This window comes from Polynucleobacter sp. JS-Safj-400b-B2, assembly GCF_018881975.1.
Lineage (GTDB): Bacteria > Pseudomonadota > Gammaproteobacteria > Burkholderiales > Burkholderiaceae > Polynucleobacter.
On the sequence record NZ_JACVPJ010000003.1, the window covers coordinates 298,272 to 323,428 of the forward strand.

Sequence of the window (25,157 nt, forward strand, 5' to 3'; positions counted from 1 at the left end):
AAATGACTGAAGAAAAAAAAGTAGTAGAGCAGTACGGCGCTTCATCGATTCAAATCTTAGAAGGTCTTGAGGCTGTTCGTAAACGCCCGGGCATGTACATTGGAGATACCTCTGATGGAACGGGTTTGCACCATCTTGTTTTCGAGGTTTTAGACAATTCGATCGATGAAGCGTTAGCTGGGTATTGTTCTGAGATTACGGTAGTTATTCAAACTGATAATTCTATTTCTATTGTTGATAACGGCCGTGGCGTTCCTACAGGTATTAAATACGATGATAAGCATGAGCCAAAACGTAGTGCTGCTGAAATCGTAATGACTGAATTGCATGCTGGTGGTAAGTTTGACCAAAACAGCTATAAAGTTTCTGGTGGCCTTCATGGTGTTGGTGTCAGTTGCGTAAATGCGCTATCTAAATGGTTAAAACTAACCATTCGACGTGATGGTAAAGCGCATTACATGGAGTTTGCGCGCGGCGTTATTCAAAACCGCAACATAGTAGATGAGGATGGTGTGTTGGTTTCACCAATTACTGTTACTGGCGATACGGAGCTTTCAGGAACAGAAGTCCATTTTTTGGCTGACGAGACAATTTTTGGAAACGTAGAGTTCCATTATGAAATCTTAGTAAAACGTATTCGCGAACTTTCATTCTTAAATAATGGCGTTCATATCAAGCTCATTGATCAGCGTACTGGCCAAGAAGAAGATTTTGCCTTCTCTGGCGGTGTTAAGGGCTTTGTTGAATATATCAACCAAACTAAAAACGTACTGCACCCGAATATTTTTTACGCTGAAGGCGTTCGTCCATCTGATCTTGGTGGGCAAATTACTGCAGAAGTGTCTATGCAGTGGAATGATAGTTTTAGTGAACAAGTGCTTTGTTTTACCAACAACATTCCCCAGAGAGATGGTGGCACACACTTAACGGGCTTGCGCGCAGCAATGACGCGCGTCATTAATAAATACATTGATGAGAATGAGGTTGCTAAAAAGGCAAAAGTCGAGATATCTGGTGACGATATGCGCGAAGGCTTGGCCTGCGTTTTGTCCGTTAAAGTTCCAGAACCAAAATTCTCCAGCCAAACTAAAGATAAATTGGTTTCCAGTGAAGTTCGTGGCCCAGTAGAAGAAATTGTTGCAGAAGCTTTGAGCGCTTACTTGCAAGAGCGGCCAGCAGATGCTAAGATTTTGTGTGGCAAGATTGTTGATGCAGCCCGTGCCCGTGAAGCGGCGCGTAAAGCTCGCGACATGACTAGACGCAAAGGCGTATTAGACGGCCTTGGCTTGCCTGGTAAGTTGGCTGACTGCCAAGAGAAAGACCCAACCAAATCCGAGCTCTTCATTGTTGAGGGCGATTCCGCGGGCGGCTCTGCAAAACAGGGCCGTGATCGTCGCTTTCAAGCCATTCTCCCTTTAAAGGGAAAAATTCTGAACGTAGAAAAAGCACGCTTTGACAAAATGCTGGCTAGCCAAGAGGTGGTTACCTTAATAACCGTTCTTGGAACGGGTATCGGCATTGAAGAATATAAGGCAGAAAAGTTGCGCTATCACCGCATCATCATCATGACCGACGCGGACGTAGACGGCAGCCATATTCGTACATTGTTGTTAACGTTCTTCTATAGACAGATGCCAGAGTTGATTGAGCGTGGCCATATCTATATCGCTCAACCACCACTTTACAAGGTGAAGTTTGGTAAAAACGAACAGTACATCAAAGACGACAACGAGTTAAATCAGTTGTTGTTAAAGATCGCACTAGAAACAGCCTCTCTTCAAACCCCATCCGGCGAGGTTATTGAGGGTGAAGCTCTTAATGAGTTGGCAAAGCACTATCAAGTAATTCAGTCAATTGTTGACCGCTTGTCCCGCACGATTGACGAAGACGCCTTGCGTGCAATTGCCTCTGGCACACCGCTCAACCTGGATACAGAAAAATCAGCAAACGAATCTGCTGACCGACTAAGGCAGGCGCTTGCAGACTCTTTAAACCCTTTAGCTTTGCCACCAGAAATCATCGTGCAAAAAGAGGATCGCACTGAGCGCTTTCGTTTGTTGCTGTCCCGCAGAATTCATGGAAACCTAAAACTATCGTCCATTAATTCAGATTTTGTTCATGGCGATGACTATCAAAGTCTTGCAAATGCCGCAGCTGTTTTGTCAGGCAAAGTGGTCGCAGGTTCTAAGGTTCGCCGCGGCGATCCAGATAAAAATCAAAAAGAGCAAAAAATTGGTGACTTTAGGGCCGCCTTTGCGTGGTTGTTATCTGAGGCAGAGCGCGTATTAAGCCGTCAGCGCTACAAAGGTCTTGGCGAGATGAATCCATCACAGTTGTGGGAAACCACCATGGACGCAAGCTCAAGAACGCTTTTGCAGGTAAAGATTGAGGATGCAATTGCTGCAGACCAGGTCTTTACAACTCTAATGGGGGATGAGGTTGAGCCTCGTCGTGCGTTTATTGAAAAAAATGCGCTGATTGCACGTAACCTAGACGTTTAATTTATGACATCCAAAAAATTGAAACCACCTAAAGTGGACAGATCCGCCATTGTTGTCAAGACTTCACCCATTCATGGGAAAGGTGTTTTTGTTGTCAAGCCCATCAAAAAGGGCCAAGCAATCATTGAATACAAAGGCGAACGTATCAGCTGGAAGTTGGCTGAGAAGCGTCACCCGCACGACCCCAAAGACCCTAATCACACCTTCTATTTTTCATTGGAAGATGGTCGCGTAATCGATGCCAAATACGGTGGCAATGCTGCTCGCTGGATTAACCATTCATGCAAACCAAGCTGCGAAACTCGCGAAGACAGTTTTGATCATAAGCCAAGAGTCTTTATTTATGCAAAGCGTGCTCTCAAAGTTGGTGAAGAGTTGTTTTATGACTATTCACTCGATATTGAGGGGAAGATTACTAAGCAAATGAAAAAAGATTACGCGTGTCGTTGTGGTGCAAAAAAGTGTCGTGGCACCATGCTTGCAATTAAAGATAAGTAAAAATAATTTTCATGTTGTTTGTAACAATTCAAGAGCTAGAAGCCGCTATCAATTATTGGCGGAGTCAGTCCCCATCAAAGGGTGACGAGTTGCGCCTTTGCCCAGAAGCCTCTGCGCTAGCCAAACCATATGCGCTAATGATTGTCCAAGGAGCCCAAAGGGTTCCGGTAGATGTCTTAGACGAGTTGGCTCGTTCAGCAATCCAACAATATCAAAAAACCTCCTAAGCACTTTTTATCTGCGACCCATTTATTGTTTAGGGTTATTGCTATATAAAGCTGGTCTATCTTGGGGTATTCTCATATTCTTGCTCCCAGGTAGGGGGTAGAGGGTATGAGATTGCAAGAAACAATACTAAAAACAATTGGACTGGGTAAATCTTTTAAGGGATTTTCTGCGGTTACTGACGTGAATCTAGATGTCGCCCGAGGAACCATTCATGCGCTGATCGGACCCAACGGAGCGGGCAAGACCACCTGCTTTAACTTACTAACCAAGTTTTTGGAGCCAAGCAGTGGCCAAATCCTGTTTAATGGTTTTGATATCACCAAAGAGGCGCCCGCACAAATCGCACGCCGAGGTATTATTCGCTCTTTTCAAATTTCAGCAGTTTTTCCACACCTAACCGTGATCGAAAATGTTCGTGTTGCACTGCAACGTGGATTGGGTACTGAATTTCATTTTTGGAAGTCCGGCGACTCTCTAAATGTGTTGAATGAGCGCGCCTTGGCACTTCTTCATGAAGTTGGTTTGGAAGACTTTGCCCATGTAGAGACTTTAAATCTGGCATATGGCCGAAAAAGGGCGCTTGAAATTGCAACCACTCTAGCTATGGAGCCCGAGCTAATGCTTTTGGATGAGCCCACACAGGGAATGGGGCACGAGGATGTAGAGCGTGTCACCGAATTAATTGATAGGGTGGCTAAGGGCCGCACTATCTTGATGGTTGAGCACAACATGAAGGTAGTTTCTTCTATTGCTGATCGTATTACCGTTCTGCAGCGAGGCTCGGTCTTGGCCGAGGGTTCTTATCACGAGGTTTCCAATAATCCATTGGTTGTTGAGGCCTATATGGGAAGCCATGGGGGAGACAACCTATGAGCACCATGGCACTAGAGGTTAAAAACTTAGAGTCTTGGTACGGCGAGTCCCATATCTTGCACGGCGTTAATTTTGCAGTGCGCGATGGCGAGGTGGTTACTTTGCTTGGCAGAAATGGAGCTGGCCGAAGCACCATCCTTAAAACAATTCTAGGACTAACCAGCAAAAGAACTGGTTCGGTTGAGGTTTATGGAACACAAACCATAGCTTTGCCGACCTACAAAATTGCGCGCCTCGGGGTTGGTTTTTGTCCCGAAGAGCGTGGGATTTTTGCAAGCTTAAGTGCCGAAGAAAATTTATTACTTTTGCCGGAGATTGCGCCTGGTGGCATGGGTTTGGATGAGATTTATGAAATGTTCCCAAACCTTTATGAGAGAAGAAATAGCCCTGGCACCCGCCTATCGGGTGGCGAGCAGCAAATGTTGGCAATGGCGCGCATTTTAAGGACCGGTGCAAAGCTGTTGCTATTAGATGAGATTACCGAGGGGTTGGCCCCTGTAATTGTGCAAAAGCTTGGTGAGGTGGTAACTAGTTTGCGCAAAAAGGGTTTCACCATTGTGTTGGTTGAACAAAACTTCCGCTTTGCTGCACCCTTGGCAGATCGTCATTATGTGGTTGAGCACGGAAACGTGGTTGAGGTTGTAAATCAAAATGAGCTTGCTGAAAAAGCATCTCTTTTAAATGAGTATCTTGGTGTTTAGTGCATTTCTATAGGAGACGGTAATGAAGTTAAAGCAAATAACCGCGTGTCTGGTTGCGGCGACCATGTTTGGTTCAAACCCAGTTTTTGCGCAAAGCGCACCAAAGGTCAGTGGCGACGTAGTGAAGATTGGCGTATTGACCGATCTTTCTTCAACCTATTCTGACTTGGCTGGCCCTGGTGCGGTGATTGCGGCTAAGATGGCAATTGCCGATTTTTCTAAAGACGGCACTGTTATTGGCAAGAAGACTGAGCTTGTTAGCGCCGACCACCAAAACAAGGCCGATATTGCTGCTAACAAAGCGCGTGAATGGTATGACAAAGACGGTGTAGACGTTATTGTTGAGTTGGTTTCAACCAACGTGGCTTTAGCGGTAATGGAAGTTGCTGAGCAAAAGAATAAGATTACTTTGGTTTCTGGTGCGGGCTCCTTAACTATTACCAATGAAAAATGCACCCCAAACAATGTACATTGGGCTTATGACACATATGCGCTGTCGAATGGCACAGGTAAGGCAGTTGTAAAACAGGGCAAAAAGAATTGGTACTTTATTACTGCCGACTATGCGTTCGGTGCTGCTCTTGAGAAAGATGCGACAGCTGTTGTAACTGCTAATGGCGGTAAAGTTTTAGGTACCAGCAAACACCCATTCCCTAATAGCGACTTTTCTTCCTACCTTTTAAAGGCGCAAGCTAGTGGAGCAGACGTGGTTGCCTTGGCAAATGCTGGTCAAGATACCATCAACACTGTTAAGCAAGCCTCTGAGTTTGGCATCAACAAAAAGCAAACGGTTGTTCCTTTGTTGATGTTTATCTCCGACGTGCATTCTTTGGGTCTGCCTGCCGCACAAGGCATGTACCTTACGGAGGGCTTCTATTGGGACAAGGATGACAAGACCCGCGCATTTTCCAAGCGCTTTATCTTGCAACACAAGCGTATGCCAACCATGGTTCAAGCCGGTGTTTACTCATCCGTTCTTGCTTATTTAAATGCGGTTCAAAAAGCTGGTACAGACGATACACAGGCTGTAATGAAGGCGCTTAAATCAACCAACATCGATGACGGCCTCTTCAAGGGCAAGATTCGTGCGGATGGAAAGTTTGAGCATGACATGTATTTGTTGGAGGTGAAGAAGCCGGCTGACTCTAAGAGCCCGTGGGATTACTACAATGTGCGCGCGACGATCCCTGCTGCCGAAGCAACCTTGCCGCTTTCGCAATCGAAGTGCAAGTTAGTTAATAAGTAAGAAATTTAGAAATCAAGAATGTTTGAACTTCTCGGAATTACCCCTCAAGGGCTGGTGGCCCAGCTCTTGGTGGGGCTTATTAATGGCTCGTTCTATGCCATATTGAGTTTGGGATTGGCCATTATTTTTGGCCTTCTCAACATCATTAATTTTGCACATGGTGCTCAATACACCATGGGTGCGTTTATTGCTTGGATTGGCTTAACTCAGATTAGCCAGTGGCTAGGCTTTCCTGATTTATCTATTAATTATTGGTTTGCATTAATTATTGTTCCGCTAGTGTTGGCGGGATTCGGTTTAATTCTTGAGCGTACTATGTTGCGCCGCCTGTATCACCTCGATCATTTGTATGGTTTATTGTTGACCTTCGGTCTAGCCCTAATTATTGAAGGCATGTTCCGCCATTGGTATGGAATTTCTGGTGAAAGCTACCCTGCCCCTGAGTTATTGCAGGGAGCGATTCCTTTGGAGTCGCTCGGCATCATCTTGCCAAAGTATCGCATCTGGGTTGTGGTCATTTCCATGACGGTATGTTTCTCAACTTGGTATGTCATTGAAAGAACGAAATTGGGTGCTTATTTGCGGGCTGGCACCGAAAATCCCAAATTGCTACAAGCCTTTGGTATCAATGTCCCGCTGATGATTTCTTTAGCCTACGCCTATGGCGTTGGGCTAGCAGGTTTTGCTGGTGTTTTAGCAGCCCCCATTTTCCAGGTGAACCCATTGATGGGTTCCAACCTCATCATTGTTGTTTTTGCTGTGGTGGTGATTGGCGGTATGGGCTCCATCATGGGCGCCATTTTGACTGGATTAGGATTGGGTCTTGTTGAGGGCCTTACCAAAGTCTTTTATCCAGAGGCTTCTGGCGTTGTGATTTTTGTGATCATGGCAATTGTTTTGTTGATTCGTCCAGCCGGTTTATTTGGACGGGAGAAATAAACATGAATCCAAAAACAAAATTACTGTACTGCATCTTAATTCTGATTGCGCTGTTGTTGCCATTCCAGGATTTTATTTATCTTGTATTCGCAATGAAAGTGTTGTGTTTCGCTCTTTTTGCCTGCGCATTTAATCTACTACTTGGTTTTACGGGTCTATTGTCTTTTGGTCATGCCGCCTTCTTTGGAACCGCAGCTTATATTACAGCTTATTTTTGTAAAGAGGTTGGTTTATCCCCTGAGCTCGGCATTGTTCTCGGTATGCTTGGGTCGGGACTTCTTGGGTTCTTGATTGGCTCACTCGCCATTCGTAGGCAAGGTATTTATTTCGCAATGGTGACCCTGGCCCTGTCGCAAATGGTTTACTTCTTGGCTGTTCAATTGCCTTTTACTGGCGGGGAAGATGGAATTCAGGGTGTTCCTCGCGGCATGTTATTTGGTCTAATCGACTTGAAAAATGACGTGGCGATGTATTGCTTTGTTTTGGCTGTTTTCTTATTTGGTTTTGCTGTGATCATGCGTGCAGTGCACTCTCCGTTCGGTCAGGTTCTGAAGGCAATCCGCGAAAACGAACCTCGAGCCATTTCTCTAGGCTACGATGTCGATCGATTTAAATTAATGTCTTTTGTAATTTCTGCCGCCCTTTCCGGGTTGGCTGGATCAATGAAGTCTCTGGTGTTCCAGTTGGCCACATTGACCGATGTTCATTGGCACATGTCAGGCGAGGTTGTGTTGATGACCTTGCTTGGTGGCATGGGAACCATACTTGGTCCTGTAGTAGGTGCCGGCATTGTTGTTGGTTTGCAAAACTATTTAGCAAACATTGGCTCTTGGAGTACGATTGCAACCGGATTCATTTTTGTGGTTTGTGTTTTAGCATTCCGTCGTGGCGTTGTTGGTGAGATTGCCGCGCACTTTAAAAACAAAAACTAAGTTTTTACTTTTCCTTTTATTATTTGATTTTTAGTGCGGCGCTATTAATTGCGCCGCACCCATTTAATTAAAAGAGACTCTCATCGAATTTTCAATTTTCATATGGCCGCTGCTTTTGGCAACGGCTTTCTTTGCGGGTTTGGTGGATGCAGTGGCTGGCGGCGGCGGCTTGATTCAAGTGCCAGCTTTGTTTGCCGCGTATCCCGAGGCGCCCCCAGCAACCCTTCTTTCAACAAATAAAGTTTCCGCAGTTGGTGGAACTTTAAATGCCGCCAGAAAATATTTGCGGCACGTGTCATTGCCATGGGCAATTGTTTTGCCAGCAATAATCGCCGGCTTTATTGGCTCTCTCATGGGCGCTAATGCAGTTAGTAATTTTCCTGCGGAGCCTTTACGTAAGGCACTGCCATTTGTCTTGCTATTTCTTTTGTTGTACACCTGGTTTCAGCCGTCGCTAGGAGAGGCGCATGCGCCAAAAATTCTTGGGCGCTTTCAACGGGCGAAAGGTGTGGTTCTTGGTTTAACCATCGGCTTTTATGATGGTTTTTTTGGCCCAGGGACTGGAAGCTTCTTATTGTTTGGGTTTGTGCGTTTTTTTGGTTTTGATTTCTTGCATGCATCAGCGGCAACAAAATTAGTAAACGTGGCAACCAATTTGGCAGCTATTTTGATGTTAGCTAGTCTTGGACAAATTAATTGGACTTTGGGAATTGCAATGATGATTGCGAATATTGCTGGGAGTCAATTCGGTAGTCGACTTGCGATTAAACATGGCAGTGGTTTTGTAAGAAAAGCCTTTTTAGTTATTGTGAGTATGCTGATATTGAAATCAGCCTGGAATGCTTATTTCTCCAATTAAATCAATTACTTAGAAATACTACATTTATTTCCTAGTTATTTTGATGAGTTTTGTTTCACGTGAAACAAACAAAATGCTATGATCATCGCCCTATCTAAGGCAAATCATGCGTTATTCCAAAAGTTTCGATGTCATCGTAGTTGGCGGCGGTCACGCTGGGACTGAAGCCGCCCTTGCATCCGCACGCATGGGTTGCGATACCTTGTTAATTACTCATAGCATTGAAAATCTTGGAGCTATGAGTTGTAATCCTTCTATTGGCGGGATTGGCAAAGGGCATTTAGTCAAAGAAATTGACGCAATGGGTGGTGCAATGGCGGCCGCTACAGATGAGGCTGGCATTCAGTTCAGAATCCTCAATTCCAGTAAGGGTCCCGCTGTTCGAGCCACTCGCGCTCAGGGTGACCGAGTTTTATATAAGGCAGCCATTCGCCGTCGCCTAGAAAATCAGCCTAATTTGAGCCTCTTTCAGGCTGCAGTTGATGATTTATTGGTTAAGGGTGATGAGATCCGGGGTGTGGTGACGCAAATGGGCTTGGAGTTCATGGCCAAAAAGGTCGTGCTCACGGTTGGCACTTTCTTGGATGGAAAAATCCACGTTGGATTAAATAACTATTCCGGTGGGCGTGCTGGAGATCCTGCCGCAGTTTCCTTATCAGCTAGATTAAAAGAATTGAAGCTTCCGCAGGGAAGATTGAAGACTGGTACCCCACCTCGCATTGATGGTCGAACAATCGACTTTTCAGTCATGCTTGAGCAGCCTGGAGACTTAGATCCAGTGCCAGTATTTTCTTATTTGGGGCGCCCAGAGCAGCACCCGAAGCAGCTTCCTTGCTGGATTTCTCATACAAACGAAAAGACTCACGACATTATTCGGGGTGGCTTGGACCGTTCACCGATGTATACGGGCGTTATTGGGGGTGTTGGCCCCCGCTACTGCCCTTCTATTGAAGATAAGATTCATCGTTTTGCCTCCAGAAACAGTCACCAGATCTTCTTAGAGCCAGAAGGCCTAACGACTAATGAGTTTTACCCCAATGGGATCTCTACCAGCCTGCCTTTTGATGTTCAGTGGGACCTGGTTCGCAGTATTCGTGGCATGGAGTCGGCAGTAATTGTCCGCCCTGGCTACGCGATTGAGTATGACTTCTTTGATCCACGTCAGCTCCGACACAGCCTAGAGACAAGGGTTATCGGCGGACTTTACTTTGCAGGCCAGATTAATGGCACAACGGGCTATGAAGAAGCTGCTGCTCAGGGCATGCTGGCCGGTATTAATGCTGGATTGGCAGCTAAAGGAAGAGAGCCTTGGTTACCAAAGCGCAGTGAGTCCTACATTGGTGTTTTAGTTGATGACTTGATAACCCGAGGCGTTCAGGAGCCGTACCGTATGTTTACCAGCCGGGCCGAGTATCGTTTGAGCCTGCGCGAAGATAACGCAGATATGCGCTTAACCACCATTGGTCGAGAGCTTGGTTTGGTGGACGACTATCGTTGGGAAGTGTTTTGCAGAAAACAGGAGGCTGTTTCACGTGAAACATCTCGTTTGCAGAATATATGGATTGGGCCAAAACATGAGGCTGCTCCCCTGGTTTCCCAGTTATTGGGCCAGGACCTATCCCATGAATGCAGCTTAACCGAGTTATTGAGGCGCCCTGGCATTGCTTATGAGGCAATAACGGCTTTAGGTGATGGAATGTGGGCCCCAGAAACCCTGGATGATGATCTTGGTTTGGCTGCTCAAATTAGCGACCAAGTAGAGATTTCCGTTAAATACCAAGGCTATATCGACCGTCAGGCGACAGAAATTGCTCGTCAAGAACACAATGAGTCTTTTCCTTTGCCTGAGACACTAGATTATTCGCTGGTTGTTGGTTTATCTAAAGAGGTTCAACAAAAGCTCAATTTGCATAAACCTGAAACATTAGGACAGGCTGGTCGTATTTCCGGCGTTACTCCTGCAGCCCTTTCCCTCTTGTTGGTGCACCTTAAAAAAGGCTTGGGCCGCACCCAAGAAGCGCATGAGTGAAGGGTTGCTCGCCTTAGGAATTGAGGAGCTTGGCCTCGAACTAAGTACGACCAATATTGCTGATTTAGAGTTATTTTTGCAGGAAATGGGGCGCTGGAATCAGGTTCATAATCTCACAGCAATTGAGGGTGAAAGAGACTCTATTAAGCTACATCTAATTGATTCCATTGCAGTTTTACCGGTACTACGGCAATTTCTGAAGGGCCCCTCACCCAAGATTGCAGACCTTGGTTCTGGTGGTGGGTTGCCGGCCATTCCGATTGCTATCGTTCAGTCAGAGTGGCGTCTTTCATTGATTGAGGCCATTCGCAAAAAGACTGCATTCTTGCAGCATGTACGCGGTAAGCTAAAGCTTAAAAACATTGAAGTACTTTGTGAACGAGTAGAAGATGCTGCAGTGCAACAACCAGCGCAATTTGATGCAGTGATTTCTCGTGCATTTACTAATCTTGCACGTTTTTTAGAGTTGTCTTTGCCATTCTTGAAACCAGAAGGCCTGGTATTCGCAATGAAGTCCAAGCGTGCTGATGACGAAATGAAGGATGTTTGTATGGACGATTGGCGCCTAGTGGCTGATGAACCCCTTCATATACCTAATCTAGCGGTAGAGCGGCGCCTTTTGGTGCTGTCCCCCGTGAGAAAATCCACCTCCACCCCCTTAAGTTAAATCAAAAAGTAGCCATGGCCAAAATTTTCTGTATCGCAAATCAAAAAGGTGGTGTTGGTAAGACCACTACCGCTATTAATTTGGCAGCGGGTTTGGCTGGACTGAAACAGCGCGTTTTACTAGTAGACCTAGATCCCCAGGGCAATGCCACCATGGGCTCTGGCGTAGAAAAAGCAGATCTGAATAGTAGCGTTTATCAAGTGCTTATTGGTTTAGCTTCGGTAAAAGATTGTGCGCAACGTTGCGAAAGTTCTGGATACGATGTGTTGCCCGCAAATCGCGATTTAGCTGGAGCAGAAATTGAGTTGGTTGACATCGATGCGCGCGAATCTCGCTTGAAAGATGCGCTCGCACAAGTTGCCAATGATTACGATTTTATTTTGATTGATTGTCCGCCGGCATTGTCATTACTAACGCTTAACGGATTGTGTGCAGCAAATGGCGTGATTGTTCCAATGCAATGTGAATACTTTGCGCTGGAAGGTTTATCTGATTTGGTAAACACCATCAAACAAGTGCACGCAAATTTAAATCCGGATTTGGTCATTATTGGTTTGTTGCGCGTTATGTTTGATCCGCGCATGACTTTGCAGCAGCAGGTTTCTGATCAGTTGCTTGAGCACTTCGGCGATAAAGTATTTAAGACCATTATTCCGCGCAATGTACGACTTGCTGAGGCCCCTTCTTATGGGCTTCCAGGCGTAGCTTTTGATAAATCATCCCGTGGCGCAAAAGCCTATTTAGAGTTTGGCGCCGAGATGGTTGAGCGCATAAAACATATGTAATTTGCAGAAAGAAAATAAAGATCATGGTTGTTATTAAGAAAAAAGGTTTAGGTAGGGGCCTTGAAGCTTTGCTTGGAGAAAAGACTCAGCAAGTAAGTCCGTCTACAGATATCAATCGTTTGCCGCTAACTGCTTTGCAAGCAGGCAAATATCAGCCGCGTCAAAAAATGGAGGCGGGTGCATTACAAGAGTTGGCAGAAAGCATTCGCGAGCAAGGTGTTATGCAGCCTTTGTTGGTGCGCTTGGTCGCCCCTGGTAAGTATGAAATTATTGCGGGCGAGCGACGTTTTCGTGCAGCAACTATTGCGGGTTTAAAAGAAGTTCCAGTTTTGGTTTCGGGTGCCGATGATCAGGCTGCTGCTGCAATGGCTTTGGTAGAGAACATGCAGCGTGAGGATTTAAATCCTCTCGAAGAGTCCCAAGGATTAGCCAGATTGATTGAGGAGTTTGGTTTTACGCACGAACAGGCAGCAAAGGCAGTAGGCAAGTCTCGCAGCGCTATTACCAACTTATTGCGTCTTGCCCAGCTGGCAAAGCCAGTGCAAGCCATGTTATTGGCCGGTGATATTGATATGGGCCATGCTCGCGCGCTTTTGCCGCTACCAGGTGCCAGCCAGGTGGCTTTGGCCCAAAAAATCTCTGCGCAGGGTTTGTCAGTTCGCGAAGCAGAGCGAATGACAGCCGCATTGGTAATTGCGGGAGGTCAAATTGGGGATAAAAAGTCTAAAAATAAGCCTGGCAAATCTTCGCAAAGTGCCGATCCAGACATGCAGCGTTTGACGCAAGAAATTGCAGATTTGATTGGTCTAAGCACAGAATTCAAGCTTAAAGGCAAGGGTGGAGAGCTCAGACTTCGGTTCAGTCAATTCGATGAATTAGATTCCCTATTAAAAAAATTGGGTATTGAGTCCTAAATTAGGTCGAAAAATGTCCCCAAATCCTTTGACATATTGCACTGCACACACTAAACTTTCGGGGCTAAATTGATTCCTCAAAAAAATCAATTTTCCGAAGTAGATGAGTGGGATGAGCCCGAAGAAGTTATCCGGGTTTACAGCAAAGAGGAAATTGTTGCGCTGCGGCAAAGCGATGCAACAAAGTACCGAGCCCTTTCACCGTGGAAAATTATTTTGGCCCAAGTGCTTGTTACCGCTATCAGCATGGTGTTTTGGTCATTTTTTGGGGAGTCCGTAAGGGTAAGCGTTTATACTCAGTCGGCCTTTTTAGGCGGTTTAATTAGCGTCTTGCCTACAACCTTGTTCTTAATTAGGTTGGAGTTAGCAAAGAAATCGCAAAGATTGAATCCGGGAAGATTTTTAGCTGCATTGGTTTCTGGCGAATTTATCAAAATCGTTGCGACCTTGATGTTGTTTGTAGGGATTGCGTATTACGTCCCAGGCGTGCTTTGGGTCCCATTGTTGGTGACTTATCTGCTTGTTTTGAAGTGCGTATGGCTAGCGTGGTTGTGGCGCTAAGTAGTGAAAATTGAGATTGAAACAAAGGACTAGTTAAGAGATGTCTAGCGAAGTAAACCAAGCCCACGAGGCAGCAGAACAAATGACGCCAACGGCGTACATTTCTGAGCATTTACAAAATCTCACCAGCACTGGTGAGCACCAATCTTCCATTGTTGATTTCAGCGTTATTAACTTAGACACTATTTTTTGGGCCTCTTTAATGGGCTTGATAGCTGTATTGATTTTATTAATCGCAGCACGTCGTGCTACTCCGGGTGTTCCAGGCCGCTTTCAATGCTTAATTGAAATGATGGTGGAGATGGCAGAGACACAATCAAAAAGTATTGTCCATGGCGATCGCACATTTATTGCGCCGCTCGCGCTTTTTGTGTTTTTCTGGATTATTCTTTTAAATACCCTTGACTTAATTCCGGTAGATTGGGTTTTGGGCGTAAATAATTTTATTGAGAGCTTTGGTGTGCATGTGCCCCACCACAAGGTTGTGCCAACGACTGACCTCAACGCAACGATGGGTCTATCGCTTTCTGTGTTGCTCTTGGTGTTTTACTACAGCTTCAAGGTAAAAGGTTTTGGCGGCTTCTTGCATGAGCTTATTTCTGCTCCATTCGGTGCGAAATGGTATTTGGCTCCCTTCAATCTTGCATTGAACATTATTGAGTATTTGGCGAAAGGCGTTTCTTTAGGAATGCGACTTTTCGGCAATATGTACGCTGGCGAATTGGTCTTCTTATTGATCGCCCTACTCGGTAGCGTATGGACCTTTAATTTAGATTTATCCCTGTTCGGATTGGTGGGCCACGTTATTGCTGGATCAGCTTGGGCTATCTTCCACATTTTGGTTATTTTGTTGCAAGCCTTTATTTTCATGATGTTGACCTTGGTTTACATCGGGCAAGCGCATAGCCATCACTAAGATTTTATTTTTAACTTACCTCTTTTAACTTCAGGAGTCAGCAACATGCAAGCATTTTTAGCAACTATTCAAGGTTCAACAGCTATCTGTATCGGCATCATCATCGGCCTCGGCGCGATCGGCGCATGTTTGGGTATCGCATTGATGGGTGGCAAGTACATCGAAGCATGTGCGCGTCAACCAGAATTGATGGAGCCACTCCAAACTAAGATGTTCCTTTTGGCTGGTTTGATCGACGCTGCGTTCTTGATCGGCGTTGGTGTTGCAATGTTGTTTGCTTTTGCAAACCCACTGCTCGCAGTTATTAAGTAATTGTTTTGGCGTGGATGACCAACTGGTCATCCTACTGTTCTCAACAATACTGAAAGGAATATCTTGAATCTGAACGCGACCCTATTCGCGCAAATGATCGTTTTCTTCGTCTTATGGTGGGTTGTTGCACGCTTTGTGTGGCCACCGCTGGTTAAGGCGTTAGACGAACGTTCAAGCAAAATTGCTGATGGCTTAGCTGCTGCCGAGCGTGGTAAAGAAGCACTCGCATTGGCCAGCAATGAAGCTGAGCAAGAATTAACTAAAGCACGCCAAGAAGGTGTTCAACGCGTTGCTGAAGCTGAAAAACGTGCACAAATGTCGGCCGAAGAAATTCGCGCTAACGCACAAGCTGAGGCCGCTCGAATCATTTCTCAAGCCAAGCAAGATGCAGATCAACAAGTAACGCGTGCACGTGAAGTGTTGCGCGCAGAAGTTGCTGTTCTTGCTGTTAAAGGCGCCGAGCAAATTTTGCGTCGTGAAGTTGATGCAAAAACTCACGGCCAGTTGCTTGACCAACTAAAGGCAGAACTTTGATATGGCTGAATTAGCCACTATTGCACGTCCTTATGCGGAAGCGCTTTTTCAAAGCGCCAAGTCAGCTGAGCTTGCTGGATGTTTGGAGCAGTTGAACGAATTGGCACAGCTTGCTGCTTTGCCAGAAGTTGCTGCTCTTTCAAACAACCCAAAAGTATCCGCTGATGATTTAAGCAAGCTACTTTCTGGCATGGTGAAAACCAAGCTCGACCCTAAGGTTGCTAGCTTTTTGAATCTTGTAAATCAAAACCACCGCTTGGCAGCTGTTCCTGAAATTGCTCATCAATTTGAAGCAATGAAGAACAAGAGCGAAGGTGCGGCAGAAGTAAATATTACTAGCGCATTCCCTTTAGAGGGATCTGCGTTAAATGATTTGTTGTCAAGTTTGAAGAAGCGCTTTGGGGGTAAAGAATTGCGCCCAACTATTCAAATTGACCCAACGTTGATTGGCGGAGTTCGCATTCAAGTTGGCGATGAAGTAATGGATAGTTCTGTTAAGGCCCAGTTAGCTCAAATGCAAGCAAGTCTTGGCGCATAAGTGATCCCTATTAAGAACAAACGAAATAAGACCCAGGAGTAAGTAATGCAACTCAACCCTTCCGAGATCAGCGAGCTGATCAAAAGCCGAATTAGCGAATTGGGCGTTGACTCCCAAGTTCGCAACGAAGGCACTGTAATTTCAGTGACCGACGGTATTTGCCGCGTACATGGCTTGTCTGGCGTTATGCAGGGCGAAATGTTGGAATTTCCTAACAACACTATCGGCCTCGCATTAAACCTTGAGCGTGATTCTGTTGGTGCCGTAGTGTTGGGTGAGTACACCCACATTAAGGAAGGCGATCCAGTGAAATGTACTGGCCGCATTTTGGAAGTGCCAGTTGGCCCAGAGTTGCTCGGTCGCGTTGTAAACGCACTCGGTCAACCGATTGATGGCAAAGGCCCAATCAATACTAAGTTAACTGACTTTATCGAAAAAGTTGCTCCAGGCGTTATCGCACGTCAATCTGTTAGCCAGCCAGTTCAAACTGGTTTGAAGGCGATTGATGCGATGGTTCCAATTGGCCGTGGTCAGCGTGAGTTGATCATTGGCGACCGTCAAACTGGTAAGACTGCAGTTGCGGTTGATGCGATCATTAACCAAAAAGGTAAAGGCGTTTATTGCGTTTACGTGGCGATCGGTCAAAAAGCCTCCACTATTGCTAACGTTGTTCGCAAGCTCACAGAATTAGGCGCGATGGAGTACACCGTTGTTGTTGCAGCGAGTGCGTCAGAGTCTGCAGCAATGCAATACCTCTCTGCTTATGCAGGTTGCACCATGGGCGAATACTTCCGCGATCGCGGCGAAGACGCTTTGATTGTTTACGACGACTTAACCAAGCAAGCTGTTGCTTATCGTCAAATCTCCTTGTTGCTCCGCCGCCCACCAGGCCGTGAAGCTTATCCTGGCGACGTTTTCTACCTCCACTCACGCTTGCTCGAGCGCGCTGCCCGTGTAAATGCTGAGTACGTTGAGAAGTTCACTAACGGCGCAGTAAAAGGTAAGACTGGTTCATTGACTGCATTGCCAATCATTGAAACTCAAGCTGGCGACGTTTCTGCATTCGTACCAACTAACGTGATTTCGATTACTGACGGTCAGATCTTCTTGGAAACTGACTTGTTTAACGCTGGAGTACGTCCTGCGATTAACGCCGGTATTTCTGTTTCCCGCGTTGGTGGTGCTGCGCAAACTAAAGTTATTAAGAAGCTGTCTGGCGGTATTCGTACCGACTTAGCGCAGTATCGTGAATTAGCAGCGTTTGCTCAGTTCGCATCTGATCTTGACGAAGCAACCCGCAAGCAGCTTGAGCGTGGTCGTCGCGTTACTGAATTATGCAAGCAAGCTCAATACAAGCCACTCCAAGTTTGGGAAATGGCTGCTTCACTCTATGCTGTTAATAACGGCTACTTCGATGATCTCGAAGTAAAGAATGTATTGCCATTCGAAAAAGGCTTGCAAGATCATTTGAAATCTAAATTCGCTGACTTAGTTGCGCGTATTGAAGAAACCAAAGATTTGAGCAAAGATGACGAAGCTGCATTGCGCGCTGCCATTGAGGATTACAAGCGTTCTGCCTCTTTCTAAGAGGGCTCGCATAAATCATGGCAAGCACAAAAGAGATACGATCTAAGATCAAGAGCGTGCAAAACACGCGCAAGATCACGAAGGCAATGGAAATGGTCGCCGCATCCAAGATGCGTCGCGCCCAGGAGCGCATGCGTAATGCGCGCCCCTATGCTGAAAAAATTCGTGAGATTGTTGCCAACCTTTCTAAAGCAAATCCAGAGTTTCGCCCTGCTTACATGGCTACTCGTGAAGTGAAGAAAGTTGGTACGATTTTGGTTACAACAGACAAAGGCTTATGCGGCGGTTTAAATACCAACGTGTTGCGTTTGATTGCTAACCAAGTGCGCGATTTGCAGGACAAGAGTATTGAGGTTGCGTACACCGCAATTGGTTCAAAAGGCCTGCAATTTTTGAACCGCTCAAAAGCAAAACTGATTTCTCAAACAATCCAAATTGGCGATACGCCACATATGGATGTTTTGATTGGTGCAATTGTTGCCCAATTAGAAGCGTTTGAGCGCGGCGAGATTGATGCTGTTTATTTGGCATACACCCGCTTTGTAAATGCAATGAAACAAGAGCCTGTTTTAGAAAAACTCTTGCCTTTGGAGCCAGAAGCCCTAGCTCCACAAGAGAAAACCGGCAATTCTTGGGATTACATCTACGAACCTGACGCAGAGTCCATTTTGAATGGCTTGCTAAAGCGTTATGTAGAGGCAATGATTTATCAAGCTGTTGCTGAAAATATGGCTTCAGAACAATCTGCACGTATGGTCTCAATGAAGGCTGCTTCAGATAATGCGAAGAATGTAATCGGCGAATTGCAATTGGAATACAACAAAACACGACAGGCTGCTATTACTAAAGAGTTGTCAGAAATTGTTGGTGGAGCGGCTGCGGTTTAAGCGGTCAGCGTTTAAGAATACGAAAGAATTCAGGAATTAAAAGCGGAGAAATGCGATGAGTAACGGAAATATCGTGCAGTGTATTGGTCCAGTGGTGGACATTCAGTTCCCACGCGACAAAATGCCAAACATTTATGATGCGTTGACATTAGTTGATAGCGGCGAAAAGTCATTTGCCGAAAAGGGCTTGACCTTTGAAGTTCAGCAACAAATCGGTGACGGCGTAGTTCGCGCAATTGCCATGGGCGCAAGCGATGGTTTGCGCCGCGGCATGGAAGTGAAATCTACTGGTGGCCCAATTTCTGTGCCTGTTGGCCCAGCAACTTTAGGTCGCATCATGGACGTTTTAGGTCGCCCAATCGATGACGCAGGTCCGATTGCAACTGAAGAGCGTCGCGCGATTCACCAGCCAGCTCCTAAGTTTGACGAACTCTCCCCTTCCGTTGACTTGCTCGAAACAGGTATTAAGGTTATTGACTTAGTTTGCCCGTTTGCTAAAGGCGGTAAGGTTGGCTTGTTCGGTGGTGCGGGTGTTGGTAAAACCGTGAACATGATGGAATTGATTAACAACATCGCTAAGCAACACTCAGGTTTATCAGTGTTCGCCGGTGTTGGTGAGCGTACTCGTGAAGGTAATGACTTCTACCACGAGATGAAGGAATCTAACGTTATCGACAAAGTGGCGATGGTGTTCGGTCAGATGAATGAACCTCCTGGCAACCGTTTGCGCGTTGCGTTGACTGGTTTGACAATGGCTGAAGCATTCCGCGACGAAGGCCGTGACATTTTGTTCTTCGTTGACAACATCTACCGCTACACATTGGCTGGTACTGAAGTTTCTGCGTTGCTAGGCCGTATGCCTTCAGCTGTGGGTTACCAACCTACATTGGCTGAAGAGATGGGTAAATTGCAAGAGCGCATTACTTCTACCAAGACTGGTTCCGTTACTTCTATTCAGGCCGTTTACGTTCCTGCGGATGACTTGACCGATCCATCACCAGCAACAACCTTCTTGCACTTAGACTCCACAGTTGTGTTGTCACGTGATATCGCTGCGTTGGGTATTTACCCAGCGGTTGATCCATTAGATTCAACTAGCCGTCAGCTCGATCCACAAGTGGTTGGTCAAGAGCATTATGAAGTAGCTCGCGAAGTACAGATGACATTACAGCGTTATAAAGAGTTGCGCGACATTATTGCAATTCTGGGTATGGACGAGTTGTCACCAGAAGATAAGTTGTCTGTATCACGTGCCCGTAAGATTCAGCGTTTCTTGTCCCAGCCTTTCCACGTTGCTGAAGTGTTTACTGGTTCACCAGGTAAATACGTTCCATTGAAAGAAACTATCCGTGGTTTCAAAATGATCTGCAGCGGCGAATTGGATCACTTGCCTGAGCAAGCGTTCTACATGGTGGGTTCAATTGATGAAGCCATCGAGAAGGCCAAGAAGCTTTAATCTAGGGAAATCATGTCAACCATACGCGTCGATGTAGTAAGTGCTGAGCAGTCTATTTTCAGTGGGGAAGCCAAGTTTGTTGCGCTTCCTGGCGAAAGTGGTGAGCTCGGCATTTTGCGCGGCCACACCCCTTTGATTACACGTATTCGTCCAGGTTCAGTTCGTATTGAAAAAGCTGACGGTGATGAAGAGTTTGTATTCGTAGCAGGTGGCTATTTAGAGGTTCAGCCAGATCGCGTTACCGTATTAGCAGACACTGCTATTCGCGGCCATGATCTTGATGAAGCTAAAGCTATTGAAGCTAAGAAACGTGCTGAAGAAGCTATGCAAAATCGTGGCACCGACTTTGATCTGGCCTTGGCCCAGTCTGAGTTTGCCATGGCCGCAGCGCAGTTAGCTGCAATTGCTCGTTTCCGTCGTAAAAAGTAATAGCCGGTCATCTCCTTGTTGTTAAATGACCGGTTTTTAAAGGCCTGCCTGGGCGAAGCGGTTGATCAAACACCGCTTTGGCTCATGCGTCAAGCTGGCCGATATCTCCCCGAGTACAACGCTACTCGCGCAAGAGCTGGAAGTTTTTTAGGGCTCGCAAAAAATCCTGCATACGCTACTGAAGTAACGCTTCAGCCTTTGGATCGCTATCCATTGGATGCGGCGATTTTATTCTCTGATATTTTGACTATTCCCGATGCGATGGGATTGGGTCTGAAATTTACTACAGGCGAAGGCCCAAGCTTTGAGCACCCTCTTCGCACTGAAGAGGCAGTTAAAAAATTACGCGTCGCTGATATGGATCAGCTCACATATGTTTTTGATGCCGTTTCAGAAATTCGTAAAGCTCTTATTCAGGATGGCAAACAACGCGTTCCATTGATCGGCTTTTCTGGAAGTCCTTGGACATTGGCCTGCTACATGATTGACGGCTCAAGTGCTGACGATTTCCGTCATGCCAAGACCATGATGTTTAGTCGCCCTGATTTACTCGAGCATATTCTTGAAATTAATGTGCAGTCAGTTGCCGCATATTTAATTGAGCAGGTAAAAGCCGGCGCACAAGCGCTGATGATTTTCGATACATGGGGAGGTTTACTTCCTGATGGTTGGTATCAACGTATGTCTTTGGCGGCCATGCAAAAAGTGATTGCGCTGTTACCTCGTGAACATGATGGACGTAAGATTCCAATCATTATGTTTACTAAAGGCGGTGGAATTTGGTTGAATGATATGGCTCAGGTCGGCGCAGATGTTATTGCGATTGACTGGACTATGCGCTTAAGCCGAGCCCGTAAACAGCTATTAGAAATTAACAAGCCGCTAGCACTTCAGGGTAATTTAGACCCACTTATCTTATTTTCAGAGCCAAATCAAATCTCGGCAGCTGCTGAATCTCTTTTGAATGATCTGGCTACTGCCCCCGCACTAAAGCCGGGCCTTCATTCGCTGGATGGCCACATCTTTAATCTTGGTCACGGGATTAATCAGTTCACCCCGCCCGAAAGCGTGGCGGCACTATCTGAGACTGTAATCGCCAAGTCAAAAGCCCTGCGGGTATCGAAATAAGCACAAGTAATTACTAACTTTAGTCAATATTTCTGCAAAAGTTATGCACAGAAATGTGCAGAATCATAAATACAGTGAGATTCGTGATAATTTTGAAATTTCACCTTTAGTAACCACTGTAAGTTATTGATTTATATATAAATTTAACCTTATATTGATTTTCTAAGAAAAACAGCATTCCTATAAAATGACTATAGAAATGTAAAACAGCGAATGATATCCACAGACTTATCCACAGGATAGGATGGAAAATTTAAGTAAATGATGCTCAAGCCCATCGTTGTCCAGGTAGTAATAGATAAGCCTTTAGCTCAGGGATTTGACTATCTGTGGGATGCTGAAAAATTAGGCAAATTACCAGAGATAGGCAATGTAGTTGAAGTATCTTTTGCCAGATCGAAAGCGATTGGGCTTGTTATAAAAGTGAGCGATCACTCTGAGTTTGATTTAGCAAAACTAAAATCTGTAGATCGCCTCGCCCCACTCCCTGTATTCGACCCAGCCTTATTGCGCTTGATGAATTTTGCAAGTCAGTATTACGTCCATGCTTTGGGAGAAACCATATTGCCCGTTATTCCACAGATGTGGAAAAAGGCCGATGATTGGGAAAAGATTCCAGAGAAATTGGAGTCAGCAGAAAAGAAAAGCAAAAAAAAGATAGAAGTGATACCAGAAGGACTGATCACGTTCGATCAGTTGAACGAAGGGCAAAAAAAAGCATTACAAGAATTGTTGGCGGGCGGTGCAAAAGAAAATCAATTTAGAGCAATCTTATTGCAGGGCCAAACAGGCAGCGGTAAGACCGCAGTCTTTTTGAATTGGCTGGCAAGTATTCTGAAAGATGAAAGTGCCCAAGTGTTATTGCTGGTGCCGGAGATAAATTTAACACCGCAATTAGAGCGGCGTGTGAAAGCTTATTTTCCAGATAAGAAAATGGCCGTACTGCATAGCGGCGTCAGTGAAAAGAAAAGGGGCATTGCTTGGTATGAAGCAATGACAGGCAAGGCACAAATTATTCTAGGAACAAGGTTGGCAGCTTTAACGCCAATGCCAAACTTACGCGCTATCGTCGTAGATGAAGAGCACGACACATCATACAAACAACAAGACGGGACGCGCTACTCTGCAAGGGATTTGGCAATCTGGCGCGCTCATGATCAAAAAATTCCTATTCTCTTGTCTTCGGCTACGCCATCATTAGAGACTTGGTTGGCTGCTAAATCCAGTCGATATGAATATATTCGGCTGGATCAACGGGCGCAGGGTGCAAGCTTGCCAAGTGTGCATCTCATCAATACTAGAGACCCACAAAATCAATTTAGTCCAGGTGATGTTGGTGCGCCGAAAGAAAAAAGCCTAATCACTAAAACACTTGCAAACGCTATTACCAAATCACTCGCAGAAAAAAAACAATGCTTGATTTTGATTAATAGACGTGGTTATACTCCTGTGCTCAGTTGCTCAGCATGCAATTGGTTGTCAAAATGTACCCAGTGCTCTGCTTATACCGTAATGCATAAAGCTGGTGCATTAGGAAAGCGATCGGTATTGAGTTGTCATCACTGTGGGCTGGCAAAGTCTATTCCTCAATTTTGCCCAGACTGTGGCAATGCTGATTTAAAAACTTTGGGCCATGGCACACAAAAGCTGGAAGATGCTATTGAGGAAATGTGGCCACAAGCTAGAGTGCTGCGAGTTGATACAGACTCAAGCAGAAAAAGTAAGGGAGCAGAAGCACTCTTTCAGGAAATACATGATGGCAATGTAGATATTGTCGTTGGCACTCAAATGATTGCTAAAGGTCATGACTATCAAAACATTGGATTGGTTGCAGTCTTAGATGCGGATAGTCGACTTTACTCAGCTGATTTCAGGGCGGCTGAAAGATTATTTGCCCAGTTGGTGCAGGTTGCTGGTCGCGCAGGAAGATCTGGCACTAGCGGTCAAGCTAGTGGTGATATTTATATTGAGACTCAATACCCAGAGTCACCGGTATTTCAGTATTTACTTAGACATGATGTGGATGGCTTTTTAGCATTTACTGCGAGTGAGCGTGAAGAGGCAAAATTACCGCCCTACTCTTATCAAGCACTTATTCATGCAGAAGGTAAAAGCCTCGATAAGGCAATTCAGTTTTTGAATGAGCTAAAAGCACGCATGAAAAGCAGAGGCATGGTTACTAAAGAATTGAAGGTCTATGACCCTGTGCCTAAGCCGGTCATGCGGGTGGCTGGCTCAGAGCGCGCCCAACTACTTATTGAGTCAGGCAATCGTAAGGCTTTACAAGAGGCGCTTGAAATGATTGATCAAGAACTACGTCAAGATTCTGCTGGAAGAATTAGTAAAACATCGCGCATTCGTTGGCTAGTAGAGCGCGACCCAATTTCTATTTAAGCGCCTGGTCCAAATTCATATTGCGCAAGAGGCATCAAGATATTGATATCTGCGGCCAGAGATTCTGTTGATGTCGGCTTAATTTTAAAAAGCCAAACTGCATAGGGGTTTGCATTGACCATCTCGGGGCTTGCATCCATCTCTTCATTGAGGGCGACGATCTCACCGCTGATAGGCGCATGTATATCGCTTGCCGCTTTAACAGACTCGATTGCAGCGATAGCTTCACCCTGCTTTACTAATTGCCCAATTTTCGGTGCCTGAAAAAACATCACATCACCTAAAGCTTCTTGCGCGTGATTACTAATGCCGACCCACACTAGCCCATCATCTTCGATGCTGGCCCACTCATGTGATTCTGCGAATTTAAACGTGTCTTGAGTTTTCATTGTGTATCCTGTGAGATATATTCTAGCGTCTTTGCCATAAACTAGTGGCTAATCAATTTAAGTATTTTTATTTATGCCGATCAAATTAGGAATTGTTCCCGTTACTCCATTCGAGCAAAATTGCTCTATCTTGGTTTGTCAAGAAACTGGTGATGCAGCTGTGGTGGATCCAGGTGGTGATATCGACAAGATCATGGGTGCTGTTAAACAAATGGGCGGCACCGTTAAAAAGATTTTATTAACTCACGGACACCTTGATCATTGTGCTGCAGCTAAGGACTTATCGGATCAATTGGATGTACCTATTGAAGGCCCACAAATTGATGAACAGTTTTGGTTAGATCAATTGCCCGAGCAAACTGTACGATTTGGATTTGGTCATGCAAAGGCATTTGTACCCACTCGCTGGTTAGAGGATGGTGATCACGTATGCGTATTTCAGCGATCGTGACCGCCCGTTTCAGATTGATCGTGACCGGCTAGGTTCTGGTATTTGAAGGTTCGTTTATTGTAGTTTAGCGGTCACGATACCTTCGGTTTTTTACCTATTTCCGTCGTGTTTTCCACTTCTTGCTTGCGCATGGATTCACCCTTAAGTTTGATCTTATGGCTTTGATGGACGATACGATCAAGGATGGCATCAGCCAAGGTGGGGTCGTTCAAGTATTCATGCCAGTGCTCTACTGGAAGCTGGCTGGTAATGATGGTGGATTTTGTGCCAACCCGATCATCCATGATTTCTAGAAGATCGGAGCGCTCTTCCTGGTTTAGAGGGTGCAGGCCCCAATCATCCAAAATCAGTAAATCAACCTTAGCTATCGATTGGAGTTTGCGCGTAAAGGTGCCGTCAGCAT

26 protein-coding genes and 1 pseudogene are annotated in these 25,157 nt (G+C 45.6%); 25 read left to right on the forward strand and 2 right to left on the reverse strand.

Annotated features, from left to right (window positions below; all coding sequences use genetic code 11):
- Window positions 1-2 precede the first annotated feature (2 nt).
- The 24 genes from gyrB (at window position 3) to priA (ending at window position 23,914) form a co-directional block, all read left to right on the forward strand.
- The gene (gene gyrB / locus ICN48_RS05355; protein WP_216152655.1) at window positions 3-2,501 is read left to right on the forward strand and encodes a DNA topoisomerase (ATP-hydrolyzing) subunit B; all 2,499 of its coding nucleotides are present in this window, start codon (window positions 3-5) and stop codon (window positions 2,499-2,501) included.
- 3 nt (window positions 2,502-2,504) lie between these two features.
- Window positions 2,505-2,999: an SET domain-containing protein gene (locus tag ICN48_RS05360; RefSeq protein WP_216152656.1), complete on the forward strand. Its 495-nt coding sequence runs from the start codon at window positions 2,505-2,507 to the stop codon at window positions 2,997-2,999.
- Window positions 3,000-3,010: 11 nt separating this feature from the next.
- Complete coding sequence (locus tag ICN48_RS05365) at window positions 3,011-3,226, forward strand: DUF3717 domain-containing protein (protein ID WP_216152657.1); 216 nt, start codon at window positions 3,011-3,013, stop codon at window positions 3,224-3,226.
- A gap of 106 nt (window positions 3,227-3,332) precedes the next feature.
- A complete protein-coding gene (locus ICN48_RS05370; protein ID WP_216152658.1) occupies window positions 3,333-4,100 on the forward strand; it encodes an ABC transporter ATP-binding protein in 768 nt (255 codons plus the stop codon).
- Window positions 4,097-4,801: an ABC transporter ATP-binding protein gene (locus ICN48_RS05375; protein WP_216152659.1), complete on the forward strand. Its 705-nt coding sequence runs from the start codon at window positions 4,097-4,099 to the stop codon at window positions 4,799-4,801. Before ICN48_RS05370 ends, ICN48_RS05375 begins: the two co-directional genes overlap by 4 nt.
- 22 nt (window positions 4,802-4,823) lie before the next feature.
- Complete coding sequence (locus ICN48_RS05380; RefSeq protein ID WP_216152660.1) at window positions 4,824-6,047, forward strand: ABC transporter substrate-binding protein; 1,224 nt, start codon at window positions 4,824-4,826, stop codon at window positions 6,045-6,047.
- 18 nt (window positions 6,048-6,065) lie between these two features.
- Complete coding sequence (locus ICN48_RS05385; RefSeq protein ID WP_216152661.1) at window positions 6,066-6,986, forward strand: branched-chain amino acid ABC transporter permease; 921 nt, start codon at window positions 6,066-6,068, stop codon at window positions 6,984-6,986.
- A 2-nt stretch (window positions 6,987-6,988) separates the two neighbouring features.
- Entirely contained in the window at window positions 6,989-7,918 is a 930-nt protein-coding gene (locus ICN48_RS05390) for a branched-chain amino acid ABC transporter permease (RefSeq protein WP_216152662.1), read from the forward strand.
- 109 nt (window positions 7,919-8,027) lie between these two features.
- On the forward strand, window positions 8,028-8,777 hold the full coding sequence (locus tag ICN48_RS05395; protein WP_216863757.1) for a TSUP family transporter: 750 nt from the start codon (window positions 8,028-8,030) through the stop codon (window positions 8,775-8,777).
- Window positions 8,778-8,883: 106 nt separating this feature from the next.
- On the forward strand, window positions 8,884-10,806 hold the full coding sequence (gene mnmG / locus ICN48_RS05400; protein WP_216152663.1) for a tRNA uridine-5-carboxymethylaminomethyl(34) synthesis enzyme MnmG: 1,923 nt from the start codon (window positions 8,884-8,886) through the stop codon (window positions 10,804-10,806).
- Window positions 10,799-11,473, forward strand: coding sequence for a 16S rRNA (guanine(527)-N(7))-methyltransferase RsmG (rsmG, locus tag ICN48_RS05405; RefSeq protein ID WP_216152664.1), 675 nt, complete (start codon window positions 10,799-10,801; stop codon window positions 11,471-11,473). Before mnmG ends, rsmG begins: the two co-directional genes overlap by 8 nt.
- A gap of 14 nt (window positions 11,474-11,487) precedes the next feature.
- Window positions 11,488-12,258, forward strand: a complete 771-nt coding sequence (locus ICN48_RS05410; protein WP_216152665.1) for a ParA family protein — start codon at window positions 11,488-11,490, stop codon at window positions 12,256-12,258.
- 23 nt (window positions 12,259-12,281) lie between these two features.
- Window positions 12,282-13,172, forward strand: coding sequence for a ParB/RepB/Spo0J family partition protein (locus tag ICN48_RS05415; protein WP_216152666.1), 891 nt, complete (start codon window positions 12,282-12,284; stop codon window positions 13,170-13,172).
- A gap of 69 nt (window positions 13,173-13,241) precedes the next feature.
- Window positions 13,242-13,733, forward strand: coding sequence for an ATP synthase subunit I (locus ICN48_RS05420; RefSeq protein ID WP_216152667.1), 492 nt, complete (start codon window positions 13,242-13,244; stop codon window positions 13,731-13,733).
- Between the two features lie 40 nt (window positions 13,734-13,773).
- Entirely contained in the window at window positions 13,774-14,649 is an 876-nt protein-coding gene (atpB, locus tag ICN48_RS05425; protein ID WP_216152668.1) for a F0F1 ATP synthase subunit A, read from the forward strand.
- Window positions 14,650-14,694: 45 nt separating this feature from the next.
- Window positions 14,695-14,961: a F0F1 ATP synthase subunit C gene (gene atpE / locus ICN48_RS05430; protein ID WP_011901869.1), complete on the forward strand. Its 267-nt coding sequence runs from the start codon at window positions 14,695-14,697 to the stop codon at window positions 14,959-14,961.
- 63 nt (window positions 14,962-15,024) lie between these two features.
- Window positions 15,025-15,495, forward strand: a complete 471-nt coding sequence (locus ICN48_RS05435) for a F0F1 ATP synthase subunit B (RefSeq protein WP_216152669.1) — start codon at window positions 15,025-15,027, stop codon at window positions 15,493-15,495.
- Between the two features lies 1 nt (window position 15,496).
- On the forward strand, window positions 15,497-16,033 hold the full coding sequence (locus ICN48_RS05440; RefSeq protein WP_215391851.1) for a F0F1 ATP synthase subunit delta: 537 nt from the start codon (window positions 15,497-15,499) through the stop codon (window positions 16,031-16,033).
- Window positions 16,034-16,078: 45 nt separating this feature from the next.
- Complete coding sequence (atpA, locus tag ICN48_RS05445; protein ID WP_072582050.1) at window positions 16,079-17,620, forward strand: F0F1 ATP synthase subunit alpha; 1,542 nt, start codon at window positions 16,079-16,081, stop codon at window positions 17,618-17,620.
- A gap of 17 nt (window positions 17,621-17,637) precedes the next feature.
- The gene (gene atpG, locus ICN48_RS05450; RefSeq protein ID WP_216152670.1) at window positions 17,638-18,507 is read left to right on the forward strand and encodes a F0F1 ATP synthase subunit gamma; all 870 of its coding nucleotides are present in this window, start codon (window positions 17,638-17,640) and stop codon (window positions 18,505-18,507) included.
- A 55-nt stretch (window positions 18,508-18,562) separates the two neighbouring features.
- Window positions 18,563-19,963, forward strand: coding sequence for a F0F1 ATP synthase subunit beta (gene atpD / locus ICN48_RS05455; RefSeq protein WP_072582052.1), 1,401 nt, complete (start codon window positions 18,563-18,565; stop codon window positions 19,961-19,963).
- Window positions 19,964-19,975: 12 nt separating this feature from the next.
- Window positions 19,976-20,392, forward strand: coding sequence for a F0F1 ATP synthase subunit epsilon (locus tag ICN48_RS05460; RefSeq protein WP_215321259.1), 417 nt, complete (start codon window positions 19,976-19,978; stop codon window positions 20,390-20,392).
- 9 nt (window positions 20,393-20,401) lie between these two features.
- Window positions 20,402-21,520 carry a uroporphyrinogen decarboxylase gene (gene hemE, locus ICN48_RS05465; protein ID WP_216152703.1) on the forward strand — a complete coding sequence of 373 codons (1,119 nt, stop codon included), beginning with the start codon at window positions 20,402-20,404 and terminating at the stop codon, window positions 21,518-21,520.
- Between the two features lie 261 nt (window positions 21,521-21,781).
- A complete protein-coding gene (gene priA / locus ICN48_RS05470) occupies window positions 21,782-23,914 on the forward strand; it encodes a primosomal protein N' (protein ID WP_255539475.1) in 2,133 nt (710 codons plus the stop codon).
- On the opposite strand, the gene gcvH is transcribed toward priA, so the two are convergent.
- Complete coding sequence (gene gcvH / locus ICN48_RS05475; RefSeq protein ID WP_216152671.1) at window positions 23,911-24,303, reverse strand: glycine cleavage system protein GcvH; 393 nt, start codon at window positions 24,301-24,303, stop codon at window positions 23,911-23,913. The two genes, priA and gcvH, sit on opposite strands and share 4 nt — an antisense overlap.
- Window positions 24,304-24,376: 73 nt before the next feature.
- On the opposite strand from gcvH, the pseudogene ICN48_RS05480 reads away from it, so the two are divergent.
- A pseudogene (locus ICN48_RS05480) lies at window positions 24,377-24,733 on the forward strand (MBL fold metallo-hydrolase); the annotation flags it as partial.
- Window positions 24,734-24,825: 92 nt separating this feature from the next.
- On the opposite strand, the gene ICN48_RS05485 reads toward ICN48_RS05480, so the two are convergent.
- Window positions 24,826-25,157, reverse strand: a 332-nt coding sequence (locus ICN48_RS05485) for an ATP-binding protein (RefSeq protein WP_216152672.1), incomplete at its 5' end; no start/stop codon positions are given.